The sequence below is a fragment of the Ruegeria spongiae genome (genome assembly GCF_023502395.1).
GTDB lineage: Bacteria > Pseudomonadota > Alphaproteobacteria > Rhodobacterales > Rhodobacteraceae > Ruegeria_C > Ruegeria_C spongiae.
This window is the reverse complement of record NZ_JAMFMB010000015.1, coordinates 18,009-31,997: the sequence shown is the minus strand read 5'-3', so window position 1 is coordinate 31,997 and position 13,989 is coordinate 18,009. Positions and strand designations below refer to the sequence as shown.

At 62.8% G+C, this 13,989-nt stretch carries 11 protein-coding genes; 9 read left to right on the top strand and 2 right to left on the bottom strand.

The features are described 5' to 3' along the window. The first annotated feature begins 151 nt into the window (after positions 1 to 151). Positions 152 to 1,081: a glycine--tRNA ligase subunit alpha gene (locus M3P21_RS12670; protein WP_249710404.1), complete on the top strand. Its 930-nt coding sequence runs from the start codon at positions 152 to 154 to the stop codon at positions 1,079 to 1,081. Positions 1,082 to 1,095: 14 nt separating this feature from the next. Here the strand turns inward: M3P21_RS12670 and M3P21_RS12665 are convergent, their stop codons facing one another. Then, positions 1,096 to 1,728: a MarC family protein gene (locus M3P21_RS12665; protein WP_249710403.1), complete on the bottom strand. Its 633-nt coding sequence runs from the start codon at positions 1,726 to 1,728 to the stop codon at positions 1,096 to 1,098. Between the two features lie 93 nt (positions 1,729 to 1,821). Here M3P21_RS12665 and M3P21_RS12660 point away from each other — a divergent pair, with 93 nt between their 5' ends. The 8 genes from M3P21_RS12660 (at position 1,822) to glmM (ending at position 12,985) form a co-directional block, all read left to right on the top strand. Next, positions 1,822 to 2,352, top strand: a complete 531-nt coding sequence (locus M3P21_RS12660; protein ID WP_249710402.1) for a DUF6446 family protein — start codon at positions 1,822 to 1,824, stop codon at positions 2,350 to 2,352. Beyond that, a complete protein-coding gene (gene gltS, locus M3P21_RS12655; protein WP_249710401.1) occupies positions 2,349 to 3,551 on the top strand; it encodes a sodium/glutamate symporter in 1,203 nt (400 codons plus the stop codon). Before M3P21_RS12660 ends, gltS begins: the two co-directional genes overlap by 4 nt. Before the next feature lie 7 nt (positions 3,552 to 3,558). After that, positions 3,559 to 6,009: a glycine--tRNA ligase subunit beta gene (gene glyS, locus M3P21_RS12650; protein WP_249710400.1), complete on the top strand. Its 2,451-nt coding sequence runs from the start codon at positions 3,559 to 3,561 to the stop codon at positions 6,007 to 6,009. Between the two features lie 100 nt (positions 6,010 to 6,109). After that, entirely contained in the window at positions 6,110 to 8,662 is a 2,553-nt protein-coding gene (locus M3P21_RS12645) for a putative PEP-binding protein (RefSeq protein WP_249710514.1), read from the top strand. Between the two features lie 186 nt (positions 8,663 to 8,848). Next, positions 8,849 to 9,484, top strand: a complete 636-nt coding sequence (locus tag M3P21_RS12640; protein ID WP_249710399.1) for a cell wall hydrolase — start codon at positions 8,849 to 8,851, stop codon at positions 9,482 to 9,484. Positions 9,485 to 9,668: 184 nt separating this feature from the next. Beyond that, the gene (locus M3P21_RS12635; RefSeq protein ID WP_249710397.1) at positions 9,669 to 10,589 is read left to right on the top strand and encodes a dihydroneopterin aldolase; all 921 of its coding nucleotides are present in this window, start codon (positions 9,669 to 9,671) and stop codon (positions 10,587 to 10,589) included. Then, complete coding sequence (folP, locus tag M3P21_RS12630; RefSeq protein ID WP_249710395.1) at positions 10,586 to 11,584, top strand: dihydropteroate synthase; 999 nt, start codon at positions 10,586 to 10,588, stop codon at positions 11,582 to 11,584. The genes M3P21_RS12635 and folP overlap by 4 nt, the downstream gene beginning before the upstream one ends. 39 nt (positions 11,585 to 11,623) lie before the next feature. Then, entirely contained in the window at positions 11,624 to 12,985 is a 1,362-nt protein-coding gene (glmM, locus tag M3P21_RS12625) for a phosphoglucosamine mutase (RefSeq protein WP_249710394.1), read from the top strand. Here glmM and M3P21_RS12620 read toward each other — a convergent pair. After that, complete coding sequence (locus M3P21_RS12620) at positions 12,982 to 13,899, bottom strand: DMT family transporter (RefSeq protein WP_249710393.1); 918 nt, start codon at positions 13,897 to 13,899, stop codon at positions 12,982 to 12,984. The two genes, glmM and M3P21_RS12620, sit on opposite strands and share 4 nt — an antisense overlap. Positions 13,900 to 13,989: the final 90 nt, after the last annotated feature.

Genomic DNA, 13,989 nt, shown 5'->3' with positions numbered 1-13,989 from the left:
GGAAACACCATGCCTGCAATGATGCGACGCAGCGTGTGTGGTCTATGGACGACAGCCGGGGCGGGCATGCGTCCAGAAGGGCCGTTGACCCTCCTTGATTGCTTGCATAGGAAAGCTCTGATCCCATCGACGCGTCCATGAAGGCAGGCCCATGAGTGACACATCCGGCGCACCGCGCTCGTTTCAGGAGATTATCCTGCGGCTTCAGACCTATTGGGCCTCAAAGGGCTGCGCCATCCTGCAGCCCTATGACATGGAGGTCGGTGCGGGCACCTTCCACCCCGCGACCACGCTGCGTGCGCTGGGGTCCAACCCCTGGGCGGCGGCTTATGTGCAGCCCTCGCGCCGCCCCACCGATGGGCGTTACGGCGAAAACCCGAACCGGTTGCAGCATTACTACCAGTTCCAGGTGCTGATCAAACCCAGCCCGCCCGATCTGCAGGCGCTCTATCTGGGCTCGCTTGAGGCCATTGGTATCGACATGGACCTGCACGATATCCGCTTTGTCGAGGATGACTGGGAAAGCCCCACGCTGGGCGCCTGGGGTCTGGGCTGGGAGGTCTGGTGTGACGGCATGGAAGTCAGCCAGTTCACCTATTTCCAGCAGGTCGGCGGCTATGACTGCGCGCCGGTCTCGGGCGAGCTGACCTATGGTCTGGAACGTCTGGCCATGTATGTGCTGGGCATCGACCACGTGATGGACATGCCCTTCAACGACCCGCAATCGCCCAGCCCGTTAAGCTATGGCGACATCTTCAAGCAGACCGAAGAGGAATACGCCCGCTGGAATTTCGACGTGGCCAATACCGAGGTGCTGCTGCGTCATTTCGAAGAGGCCGAGGCGGAATGTGCCACCATCCTGGCGCAGGAACATGACGACCCCAAGACCGGCAAGCGGATCATCATGGCGCATCCCGCTTATGATCAGTGCATCAAGGCCAGCCACATCTTCAACCTGCTGGATGCGCGCGGCGTGATTTCGGTCACCGAGCGGCAGGCCTATATCGGCCGGGTGCGGGCGCTGGCCAAGCAATGTGCGGATGCCTTCGTCCAGACCACGGCAGGGGGGCACGTGGGCTGATGCCGGTTGGCCCCCTATGCCAGTCCGGGCAGCAGCGCCTTGAGGCCCGCCACGATCATGCTGACGGCGATGGTGGCCAGGATCATACCCATCAGGCGGCTCATGATGACGCGGGCCGATCCGGTCAGATACCGCGCCAGCGAGGCCGCGTTCCAAAACACCAGCCCGACAAACAGCACCATGCCGATGAAAATACCAGCAAAGACAAGGGCATGTGGCAGGGTCTTGATCTGATTGGCGTAGACGATCAGCGTCGCCACGGTGCCGGGGCCGACAATGATCGGAAAGGTCAGCGGGTAGAAGGCCACCGTCTCGGGTGCAGGATAGTCCCGCTTTTCTCCGTCGGTGCCGTGGTGCGAGCTGCTCTCATTGCCGTTGAGCATGTTGAGCGCGATCAGCAGCACCACCAGCCCGCCCGCGACCCGGAAGTCGTCGACGTTGATGCCGAACAGGTCCATCATCTGGCTGCCCGCCACCGCCACGATGCCGCCCATGATCAGGCTGTAGGTGGCGGTCTTGATCGCGACCTTCTTCTGGTCGGCGGTGCTGGCCCCTTCGGTGACGCTCAGGAAGATCGGCAGGTTGGTGATCGGGTTCATGATCGCAAAAAGCGCTCCGAACAACGAAATGACAAATGTAGTGTCCATGAGAATTCATTGCCCGCGATTGCTGCCTGTGGCGGGCATGCTGACCGATTTCGCGGTCCGTTGAAAGAGGTTGCGTGAGGTAAGAGACCAGAGATGAAAGGAAAACTGCTCGCCATTGTCATTCTTGTCAGCGCCGCCGCCGCCGGTGGGCTGATGTATTACATGCAGATTTATGGCTTCTACTACGATGTTGAGCCGCAACCGGGGCGTGATGTTGCCCTGCTGCCGATTGCGGGCGAGACGCCTCAAGCCATCTCTTATAGCGGGTTTCGGGCAATCGACGCCGACAGTTCCCCGATCCGCTACCGGGCCTGCTTTGAAACCGACCAGAGCCTTGATGAACTGAGCGCCGCCTTTCGTGCCGCCGAAGGGGCCGAGCCGCTGACAACGCCGGGTTGGTTCGATTGCTTTGACGAGCAGGCACTGGCCGAGGCACTGTCGAGCGGCGCGGCGCGGGCCTACCTCGGGGCCAAGAACATCCACTACGGCGTGGACCGGATCGTCGCCGTGACCAAGGATGGCAAAGGCTATGTCTGGCACGCTCTCAATGATTGCGGGCGCAAATCCTATGACGGGACCGTCGTGGGCGAGGCCTGCCCACCGCGGCCGGAGGCAGCGAAATGACCCTGTTTGTCCCTGACATGATTTCTGCGACGCTTGGGCTGGCGGTGTTCCTGCTGGGGGTCGAATTGAATGCCCGCATCGACTTCCTGCGCCGCTTCAACATTCCCGAAGCGGTCAGCGGCGGGCTGGTGGCGGCAAGCCTCTCGTTGGCGATCTATCTGATCGCCGGGATCGAATTCACCTTCGAGATGGAGACCCGCGACTATCTGCTGGTGCTGTTCTTCGCCGCCATCGGGTTGAACGCCCGGTTCTCCGACCTGATCAAGGGTGGCAAACCCCTGATCCTGCTGCTTGTCCTGACGGTCCTGACCATCCTTGCGCAAAACCTGATCGGCGCGCTTGGGGCGGTGGCCTTTGGTTATCCGGCGCAATCGGGCGTGCTGTTTGGTTCCGCCGCGCTGATCGGCGGGCACGGAACGGCGATTGCCTGGGCGCCCGATGTGGGCGCAGTAACCGGGCTTGAGGGCGCGACCGAACTGGGCGTCGCGGTGGCGACGCTGGGCCTTGTGCTGGCCGCATTAGTGGGCGGTCCGGTGGCGAAATTCCTGGTCGAGCGCAACAACCTGACCCCCGACCGCCCCGACGAAGAGCTTACCGTCGGTATCCCGGCCGAAGAGAAAGAAGATGCCGCGATCACGCCGATTGGCTTCATGCGGGTGATCCTCTACCTGCATCTGGCGATCATCTTCGGCTATGGCGCGAATATCCTGATCGCCGAGGCGGGCCTGAAACTGCCGCTCTTCGTGCCCTGCCTGATCGTCGCCATCCTGATCGCCAACCTGCGCAGCTGGCTGGCCCCCGACGCCGTCCCGGTCAGTCGAACACCGGCACTGGCGCTGGCCTCGGAATTTGCACTTGGTGCTTTTCTGGCGATGTCGCTGATGAGCCTGCAGCTCTGGACCATTGCCGAGTTGGGCATGACCATTCTGGTGGTGCTGACCGCTCAGACGCTCTTTACCGTGCTCTTTGTGATCTATGTGCTGTTCCCGGTGATGGGCTCGGGCTATCGCGGGGCGGTGCTGGCCGCCGGGTTCGGAGGCTTCGCGCTGGGTGCCACCCCCACCGCCATCGCCAACATGACCGCCGTCACCAAGCGATATGGCCCGTCGCCTATTGCCTTTATCGTACTCCCCCTTGTATCCGCGTTCTTTGTGGACATCGCCAACGCCATCGTCATCCAGATGATCGTGAATTTCTGAGGACACCATGCCCGACCTGCTGATCGAACTGTTTTCCGAGGAAATCCCCGCGCGCATGCAGACCCGCGCCGGTGAGGATCTCAAAAAGCGCATCACCGATGGTCTGGTCGAGGCGGGGCTGACCTATGCCGGGGCGGCGGCGCTGACCACACCGCGCCGGTTGACGCTGACAGTTCAAGGCCTGCTGGCGGAAAGCCCGACCATTCGCGAGGAACGCAAAGGTCCGAAAGTGGGCGCGCCCGACAAGGCGATCGAGGGCTTCCTGCGCGGTGCGGGCCTGACCCGCGACCAACTCGAAGAACGCGATACCCCCAAGGGCGCGGTCTATTTCGCCAGCATCGAAAAGCCGGGCCGCCCGGCGGCGGAGATCATTGCCGAGGTACTTGAGGCGACGATCCGCAACTTCCCCTGGCCCAAGTCGATGCGCTGGGGCAGCGGGTCCTTGCGCTGGGTGCGGCCCCTGCACTCGATCCTGTGCATTCTCAGCGATGAGGCCGGCGCGCAGGTGGTGCCGCTGGAGGTGGACGGCATCGTGGCGGGCGACAAGACCGAAGGTCACCGCTTCATGGCGTCGGGCACAATTTCTGTCACCTCTTTCGAGGATTACGAGACACAGCTCAAGCGCGCGTATGTGGTGCTGTCGCCCTCTGAGCGCGCCGATCACATCTGGGCCGATGCCCAGAACATGGCCTTCGCCGCGGGGCTTGAGGTGGTCGAGGACAAGGGCCTTTTGGCCGAGGTTGCCGGGCTGGTGGAATGGCCGGTGGTGCTGATGGGGCAGATCGACGATGAGTTCCTCGACCTGCCGCCCGAGGTGCTGCAGACCTCGATGAAGGAACACCAGAAATTCTTTTCGGTGAAGAACCCCAAGACGGGCCGGATTGAGCGGTTCATCACCGTCGCCAACCGCGAGACCGCCGACAATGGCGCGACCATTCTGGCGGGCAATCAAAAGGTGCTTTCGGCGCGGCTGGCCGATGCCAAGTTCTTCTGGGAGAATGACCTGCGCGTCGCCAAGTCGGACATGGCGCAATGGACCCGCGCGCTTGAAAACGTGACCTTCCACAACAAGCTGGGCACCCAGGCCGAGCGCATCGACCGCATTGCCGCACTGGCTGGCGAATTGGCGTCTGTTACCGGTGCTGAGCCGAAACAAGCCGAAAAGGCCGCGCGTCTGGCCAAGGCCGATCTGAGTTCCGAAATGGTCTATGAATTCCCGGAACTACAGGGGCTTATGGGGCGGTATTACATCGAAGAGGCAGGCGAAGACGCCGCCGTCGCTGCCGTGGCGCAAGAGCATTACTCGCCCCTCGGCCCCTCCGACGATGTCCCCACCGCACCGCTTTCGGTGACCGTTGCACTGGCCGATAAGCTCGACACGCTGACCGGGTTCTGGGCGATTGAGGAGAAACCGACTGGCTCGAAAGACCCGTTTGCGTTGCGGAGGTCTGCACTTGGGGTCATTCGGTTGACTTTGGAAAGCGAATTGAAGGTCAAACTCGGCGATATAGTGTACGAAAGCATCTTCTCGCTATTTGATAATCACGATTACTCTCGTTGGAATGCCTATTTTAGCGCAATTTCTGGGTTTGGTGACTTCGAGTTTCAGGAGGGTGTAGCGGCTGGATTGCTAAGCGATACATTCCTCCTAAGCTACTCTGCAAATAGAGGGGATGACGTTCGCCCGTACCTTATGGAATTGATAGCTGCCATCAAATCAGCGTCGAATGACAAGATTTCTGGCGACGAACGCAAGAAACTAGCGGACGCTTTCGAAGCTAGATCGAACGACCACTTTGATCAAATTTCCGATCTGTGGCTGGTTCATCAATATGAAAAGACTTCTCCCCTTGAAAACGAAACCAGTCAGGAAGAAATCGAGAATAGATCAAAATCCGTCGAGAAGGTTAGTTCTTACTACAAATCGCTCGCTGTTGACCTCCTCTCCTTCATCCATGACCGCCTGAAAGTCTTCCTCCGCGATGAGGGCATTCGCCACGACATCATCGACGCCTGTATCGCGATGGAGGGCAATGACGATCTGACCCTGCTGGTCAAGCGCGCCCGGGCGCTGAATGCGGTGATTGCCACCGAAGACGGCGAAAACCTCGTGCAGGGCTTCAAACGCGCCAACAACATCCTCACCCAGGCCGAGGAGAAGGATGGGGTTGAATACTCCTATGGCGCGGACCTCAAATTCGCCGAGAGTGACAGCGAAAAGGCGCTGTTTGCCGCATTGGAGGCCGGGCAGGCCAAAATCACCCCCGCGCTCAAGGCCGAGGATTTCCCGGCGGCGATGGCGGCCATGGCCGAATTGCGCGGGCCGATTGATGCGTTTTTCGAGGAGGTGCAGGTCAATACCGACAATGAGGTGCTGCGCCGCAACCGGCTCAACCTGCTGAGCCAGATCCGCAGCATCTGCTCCAGCGTGGCCGATCTGACCCGGATCGAGGGATAAATCAGGGGATGCGTAGTAATACGCATCCCCAAGCTCTCCCTTGCGTCGATCCCAATCCTTCTTATGCTGCGGCCAACACAAAAAGGTGCCGCAGTGCAGAATAGCCGTGCAGAATAACCCGCATACCACCCTGATCACCCCTGCCGCCCCGGTGGCGACCAACACCCATGGCGGACGGGCCAAATGCCTGCAGCGGCTGGTCCGGCTGGATATGCCGGTGCCGCGCACGGTGGCCTTGTCCTTTGAGACCGTGCAGGGGATCGCGGATGGTCATGTGCCTGACATGGCCCGCATTCTCGAACAGTTCGATCCGACGGCGCTGCTTTGCGTGCGGCCGTCCTCGGAGGACCCTGATTGGGGCGGCCCGGGGGCGGTTCTGAATGTGGGCATGAACGATGCCCGTTATGTGGACATCAGCGACACGATGGGGGCCGATGCGGCGGCGGCGCTATATCTGCGGTTCGTGCAGACCTATGCGCTGCATGTGGCGCGGCTGGACCCGGATGTGTTCGACGATGTGATGGACGATGGCCAGCAGGGCTTGAGCGAAACGCTGCACGCCTATGAAGCCGAAACCGACGAGAGCTTTCCGCAGGACCCGGGCGAGCAGCTGGCGGCGGTGCTGAAATCCATGGCCCGCGCCTGGGATGGCACCACCGCGCGGCTGTTGCGGCAGGCCAAGGGCGCGCCTGCGGATGCGGGGCTGGGCCTTGTGGTGCAGGAGATGATCCCGGGTCTGGGGCGCGGCGAATGCGGTTCGGGCGTGATGCAACTGGTCAACAGCACCACCGGCCAGCCGCAGATCACCGGGCGCTACCTGAGCCAGAGCCAGGGCCGCGATGCGCTGGGGGCGGGGACCGGCGCGCTTTATCTGGCGCGTGACGAGCGTGGCCCCTCGCTGGAGGAGGTCGCGCCCGAGGCTTATGCCGAGCTTCAGCAGCATGCCGAGCTGATGCGCCGCAAGCTGCGCGAAGAAATGCAGGTCGAGTTCGTCATCGAAAACGGCCATGCCCATATTCTGGACGGGGTACGGGTGACGCGCAGTTCGCGCGCGGCGGTACAGATCGCGGTTCGGCTGGCCGAGGATGGCATCATTCCGGCGCAAGAGGCGCTGATGCGGGTCGATCCGCATGCGCTGAACGAGCTTTTGCACCGGCAGGTCCACCCGGATGCGAGTCGCGATGTACTGACCACCGGCATTGCCGCCAGTCCGGGCGCGGCCACCGGCCAGATCGTGTTCACCGCGGCCGAGGCGCAGGCCAGCGCGTCGCGCGGCGAGCCCTGCATTCTGGTGCGGCGCGAAACCTCGCCCGAGGACGTGCGCGGCATGCATGCCGCCGCCGCCGTTTTGACCGAAAAAGGCGGTATGACAAGCCATGCCGCGGTGATCGGGCGTGGGCTGGGCCTGCCGTGTATCGTCGGTGCTTCTGGCCTGCGCTTCGTGACCAAGAAGCGGCAGTTGATGACGCAGGATGGGCGCGTGTTCAAGACCGGCGATCTGCTGACCATCGATGGCACCTCGGGGCAGGTGCTGGCCGGACAGCCGGAAATGCTTGAGGCGGCGCTGGACGACAGTTTCCGAACCCTGATGGGCTGGGCTGAGGCGGAATGCGATATCGGTATCCGGGCCAATGCCGACACGCCTGCCGACGCGCAGATGGCGCAGAATTTCAACGTGCAGGGCATCGGGTTGTGCCGGACCGAGCATATGTTTTTCGAGCCAGGCCGCCTGACGGTGATGCGCGAGATGATCTTTGCCCAGACCCCCAAGGGCCGCGCGGCAGTGATGGAGCGGCTGCTGCCGATCCAGCGCAAGGATTTCGTGCAGCTTTTCCGGATCATGGGGGGCAAGCCGGTCTGTATCCGGCTGTTCGACCCGCCACTGCATGAATTCCTGCCCACCAACCGCACGGGTCAGCGCGAACTGGCCGAGGCGCTGGATATACCGGTCTCGGATGTGGAACGCCGGGTTGCGGCGATGAGCGAATACAACCCGATGCTGGGCCTGCGCGGCGTGCGGCTGGGCGTGACCGTGCCGGAAATCTACGACATGCAGGCGCGCGCCATCTTCGAGGCGACGCTTGAAGCCAGCGAAAAGGGCGAACCGGTGGTGCCCGAGGTGATGATCCCGCTGGTCTCTGCCTGTCGCGAGGTCGAGTTGGTCAAGACGCGGATAGATGCGGTGGCGGCCTCGGTCGCCGCAGAGCAGGGCCGGGATTTCGACTACCGGCTTGGCGTGATGGTCGAGACCCCGCGTGCCTGCCTGCGCGCGGACGAGATCGCGCCGCATTGCGCGTTCCTCAGCTTCGGCACCAACGACCTGACCCAGATGACCTACGGGTTGTCGCGCGACGATGCGGGCCGGTTCATGTCGGCCTATGTCAATCAGGGCGTCTTTACCGAAGATCCGTTTCACGTGCTGGACACGGATGGCGTGGGTGAGCTGCTGCAGCTTGGAGTGCAGAGGGGCCGCGAATCGCAGCCGGGAATCACCCTGTCCGTCTGTGGCGAACATGGCGGAAACCCCGAATCGATTGCCTTTTGCCGGGCGGCGGGCTTCGATTATGTCTCGTGTTCGCCCTTCCGGGTGCCGGTGGCGCGATTGGCCGCAGCACAATTGGCCATCTCTCATCAGGTAGGGGTAGGCCCCTAGGAACCACACAAGATATAGAATGACGTGGCGTCGGAAAAATCTTGCCATCGGCAAGAATCCACTGCTTTTGCGCTTGCAATTTTTTGCGAACTGGACCTACGCCAAACTCTGGGCTAGAGGGCAGCCTGCGTTTGCTTTTCGGGGGGATCGGTAGGCGCGCGTTATAAACCTGGTGGGGTTTTAGAAATGAACCGATTTTTGAAGACGGCCGCTTTAGCGGTGGCTGTGCTGCTGCCTACTGTAACTGCTGCTGATACGGGGTTCTCCTCGTTGATTGAACATGAACAGGCGTCCCTCGGCGAATTGCCCGGGGCGCAGTTCCGCAGATATCTGACCTATGTGCAACCCAAGGCGCGCCCGGTCGAGGTGACCTATTCGCGTGCCTGGGTGGATGATCTGCCCAAGGCCAAGGGCGACGAGAACTGGCAGTGTCTTGCCGAGGCGCTTTATTTCGAGGCGCGCGGTGAATCCGTGAAAGGCCAGTTCGCCGTGGCCGAGGTCATCCTGAACCGTGTCGAGAGTAGCCGCTTTCCGGACACGCTCTGCGGTGTGATCAATCAGGGAACCGGGCGCAAGTACCAGTGCCAGTTCACCTATACCTGCGATGGGCATAAAGAGGTCATCGCTGAAAAGCAGGCCTATCAGCGCGCGACCAAAATTGCGCGTGCCGCCATCGACGGTATCTCTGAGGATCTGACCGATGGGGCGACCCATTACCATACCACGGCGGTCAACCCGAAGTGGTCGCGCGTTTACAAGCGGACGGCGAAGATCGGCGTACACCTGTTCTACCGCCACAACTATCGCACTGCGAGCAACTGAAACCTTTGGAAATCAGCAGGCTGGCATGGCCTGCTGATGTGACGCGTCTAGGCAGGCGGTGTTGACCCGCAGACGCGGGATCGCGAATTCCGATGTCGGGCCGATTTCCTATGCTGGCGTAACCGCGCGCGGGCTGCTATAGCCCGCCGAACCGGTGATCGCCGCATAGCCGAAGGACCCTTTCATGAGTTCGGAAATCCGCCTTGCCTTTGCGCATCCCTCGGAGCGGTCCGAGGCCACGGCACCCCGTGCGCCACTCGACCGGATTTCCCTGCGCGACCACATCGTCGAGGTCGAGATCGGGGCGTTTCAGGCCGAACGTGGCAACACCCAGCGCATCTGCTTCAATGTTGTGGTCGAGGTGACGCCTCTGACCGGGCCGATCGACGATGATGTTGATCGGATTCTGTCCTATGACCGCGTGACCGAAGCGATTGCGCATGAATTGTCGGAAGAACGGCTGAACCTGCTGGAAACGCTGGCCGAACGCGTTGCCGAACGCATCCTGCTGGAACCGCAGGCGGTGCGCGCCTTTGTCCGGATCGAGAAACTGGACCGTGGCCCCGGCGCGCTGGGGGTCGAGATCGTGCGCGCCCGCGACAAAGCGCAAAGCGAACCGCAGGAAGAAGACCGCCCGCATCCGCGCCTGGTCTATCTGTCGAACCCGGCCATTGCTTCACCCTATCTGCCCGGCTGGATCGACCAGTTGGAGGCGCGCGCGCGCCCGCTGATCCTGTGTGTCGGGGCCTCGGACCTGGCTGCGCCGCAGACCGGTCATGCCATGACCCAGCGGCGGATCGACCTGCTGGCCATCGAACAGAACGCGTGGGTGCTGGCGGCGCGCGATCCGCGCTGTGTCGTGGTCTCGACCCGGACCGAGCTGGACTGGGCGATGAAGAACGGCCAGATCAGCGTCTGGGCGCCCTCCAAGGTGGTTCTGGACGCGGTGGATGGCCCCTCGGCGCACCCTTCGGACGCGGTTGCGCTGGCCGCCTGGTTTGCTGCGACCTTCGAGGCGGGTGAGATGCTGGTGATCGGGGCAGAATTGCCGGATGAAACTGGCGTCGCCCTGCTTCACAGCGCGGCAGATCAGGCTGACCTGTGAGCGCGTATCACCGGCCGATTGTCCAGCACGGGTCCGCACGCCCGGCGGAAGCGCTGCCAGTTGCCGGTGGCCCGCTCTGGTTCACCCATGTCGAGATTCTGTCGCGGCAGGGTGATCCCCGTGTGGTCGCGGCGCTGGACCTGGCCAGTGACATACAGGCACGATTGTCCGGCACCCGTGCGCCGATCGCTGGTCTGGACATGGGTCGACCGCATATCATGGGTATCCTGAACGCCACGCCGGACAGTTTCTCCGATGGTGGCCAGCATGCCACGGTCGAGGCCGCACGCGCCGCAGCGCGTCAGATGGTTGCGCAGGGCGTGAGTATTCTGGACGTTGGCGGCGAATCCACCCGGCCCGGCGCTGATTTCGTGCCCGTAGAGACCGAGATCGCGCGCACCGCGCCGGTCATATCGGCCATAGCTGCCGAGAGTGACACGCTGATTTCCATCGACACCCGAAAATCCGAGGTCGCCGCCGCCGCGCTGGATGCGGGCGCCGGCATGGTCAATGACGTGTCGGGATTCACCTTCGATTCCGGTCTCGCACCGCTGAGCGCGACACGCAGCATTCCGGTCTGCGTGATGCATGCGCAGGGCGACCCGGAAACGATGCAGGACGATCCGCATTATGACGATGTCCTGCTGGATGTGTTCGATTTCTTGAACAATCGCATCAGCCATCTCGAAGCCATGGGCGTCCCGCGCGGGCAGATCGTTGCCGATCCCGGAATCGGCTTTGGCAAAACGCTTGATCATAACCTGACGCTGCTGCGCAATATCGGCCTGTTTCATGATCTGGGCGTGCCGATCCTGCTGGGCGCGTCGCGGAAACGCTTCATTGGCACGATTGCTCGGGAACCGCGCGCTGACGCGCGTGCACCGGGTTCGATCGCCGTCGCGCTGGCCGCGCTGGCGCAGGGGGTGCAGATCATTCGCGTGCATGACGTGGGTGAGACCGCTCAGGCCTTGCGCCTGTGGTCCGCCGTCCGCTAATTTCGGGCAGAGAAACAAGAACACTCGGCGAGGGGCAGGATGCGGAAGCTTTTTGGAACCGATGGGGTGCGGGGCACGGCCAACACCCATCCGATGACCGCCGATCTGGCGTTGCGTCTTGGTGCGGCTGTCGGTCGGTACTTCCGGCGCGACGCCAAGGGCGTGCACCGCGTGGTGATCGGCAAGGACACACGACTGTCGGGCTACATGTTCGAAAGCGCGCTGACCGCCGGGCTGACCTCGACCGGCATGAACGTGCTGCTGCTGGGGCCGGTGCCGACACCTGCTGTCGGGCTGATGACCCGCTCGATGCGGGCTGATCTGGGGGTGATGATCTCGGCCAGTCACAACCCGGCCGAAGACAACGGGATCAAGTTCTTTGGTCCCGACGGGTTCAAGCTGTCGGATCAGGCCGAGGAAGAGATCGAGGCACTGCTTGAAGCCGGGGTCCACCCCGCGCAGGCGCACAATATCGGCCGGGCGCGCCGGGTCGATGATGCAAGGTTCCGCTATGGCGAGCGGGTCAAATCCTCGCTGCCGCGAGCGCTGCGTCTGGATGGGCTTAAGGTGGTGATCGATTGCGCCAATGGCGCGGCACACCGGGCCGCCCCCGAGATCCTCTGGGAGTTGGGCGCCGAGGTCATTCCGGTCGGCGTGGCGCCGGATGGTCTGAACATCAACCTCGGCTGCGGTTCCACGCATCCCGAGGCCGCCGCCGAGAGGGTTGTGGCGCATGGCGCAGATGTGGGCATCACGCTGGATGGCGACGCGGACCGGGTGATCCTGGTGGATGAGGCCGGCAGCGTGGCCGATGGCGATCAACTGATGGCCCTGCTGGCCGAGCGCTGGAACGCCGATGGCATGCTCTCGGGCGGGGCGCTGGTGGCGACGGTGATGTCCAATCTCGGGCTCGAGCGTCATCTGGCGGCGCAGGGCATCGGGCTGGAGCGCACGGCGGTTGGCGACCGCTATGTGGTCGAACGGATGCGCGAAGGCGGGTTTAACCTGGGCGGTGAACAATCCGGCCATATCGTGATGAGCGATTTTGCCACCACTGGCGACGGGCTGATGGCGGGGCTGCATTTCCTTGCCGAGATGGTGCGCAGCGGCAAACCGGCTTCCGAGCTTGCGCGCCGGTTCGAGCCGGTGCCGCAACTCTTGCGCAATGTGCGCTTTGCCGAGGGGCAGGCTCCGCTGGAATTGGCGATTGTAAAAACCGCGATTAGGGACGCCGAGGCGGCGCTGATTGGCAAGGGCCGCCTGCTGATCCGCAAATCGGGCACCGAACCGCTGATCCGTGTGATGGCCGAATGCGAGGATGAGGCGCTGTTGGAAGCGAGCGTCGGTTCGGTTGTGGACGCGGTCGAACAGGCGGTTGGGGTTGAAACTCCGGTGGCTTAGCGCCCTGCGAAGAAGAGCCGTTTCAGTGCGCCATACTGGCTGAGCCCCATGCCGCCAAGGATCAGGATCATCGCCAACAAAAGGCTCTGGGGCAGGGGTTCGTGCAGAAAAACGGCTCCCAGAATGACCGACCAGAGCGGCACCTGATAATTCGTGAGCCCCATGAAGACCGGCCCGGCGCTGCGGATCACCAGTACACGCAACAGGTTGGCCGCCGCCGTGGGAACAAGGCCGAGCAACGCCAGATAGAACAGGGTTTCGGAAGAGGGCAGCGGAGGCGGGCCCTCGACAATCAGCGCGGCGGGCAGAACAACGCAAGTCCCGATGCTCAATTGCAGCGCGGCCAGCGCGTAAGGGTCGATCGCGGGCAGTTTGCGCATCATCACCGAACTGGTCGCATAGCAGCAGGCCGCCGACAGGCAGGCAAGGCGACCCCAGCCCTCAAGCTTCGCACCGGTGGTATCGAAAGCCTGACCGCCGATCAGCACAACCACACCGGCGAAGCCGATCAGAAAGCCCAGCACCCGGCGCTGGGTCATGCGCTCGCCGGGCACGAAGACATGCGCCAGCGGCAGCACCATCAGCACCACCGCCGCCATCGACACCCCGGCAAATCCGCTGGTCACATATTGCTGCCCCCAACTGAGCAGCATGAAGGGCAGGGCGGTGCTCAGCACACCAGTGACGGCGAGCGCCCCCCAGGCGCTGCCTTCGCCAAGCCAGATGCGCCCACCCATTATCCGCCAGATCGTCAGTGTGAGAAGCGCCGCAAAGCTGATCCGCGCGGTGGCCAGCCAGAACGGCGTGATCCCGCGCAGGGACAGTTCGATCACCATGAACGTCGCGCCCCAGACCAACCCCAGCGTTGCGATCATCAGCCAGCTTTTGGCGGTGATGTCAGGGGCTTGCGTCATTCAATTGCCTCGCGCGTTTCAACCTGCGCAGATTGCGCAGAAACAAAGGGCGGACCCGCAGGCCCGCCCTTTTGTCTGTCACAACAGGAG

Bases quoted from the DNA above. Each gene is read 5' to 3' on its own strand.
- M3P21_RS12670 (WP_249710404.1), top strand. From the start codon at position 152: ATGAGTGACACATCCGGCGCACCGCGCTCGTTTCAGGAGATTATCCTG.
- M3P21_RS12665 (WP_249710403.1), bottom strand. From the start codon at position 1,728: ATGGACACTACATTTGTCATTTCGTTGTTCGGAGCGCTTTTTGCGATC.
- M3P21_RS12660 (WP_249710402.1), top strand. From the start codon at position 1,822: ATGAAAGGAAAACTGCTCGCCATTGTCATTCTTGTCAGCGCCGCCGCC.
- gltS (WP_249710401.1), top strand. From the start codon at position 2,349: ATGACCCTGTTTGTCCCTGACATGATTTCTGCGACGCTTGGGCTGGCG.
- glyS (WP_249710400.1), top strand. From the start codon at position 3,559: ATGCCCGACCTGCTGATCGAACTGTTTTCCGAGGAAATCCCCGCGCGC.
- M3P21_RS12640 (WP_249710399.1), top strand. From the start codon at position 8,849: ATGAACCGATTTTTGAAGACGGCCGCTTTAGCGGTGGCTGTGCTGCTG.
- M3P21_RS12635 (WP_249710397.1), top strand. From the start codon at position 9,669: ATGAGTTCGGAAATCCGCCTTGCCTTTGCGCATCCCTCGGAGCGGTCC.
- glmM (WP_249710394.1), top strand. From the start codon at position 11,624: ATGCGGAAGCTTTTTGGAACCGATGGGGTGCGGGGCACGGCCAACACC.
- M3P21_RS12620 (WP_249710393.1), bottom strand. From the start codon at position 13,899: ATGACGCAAGCCCCTGACATCACCGCCAAAAGCTGGCTGATGATCGCA.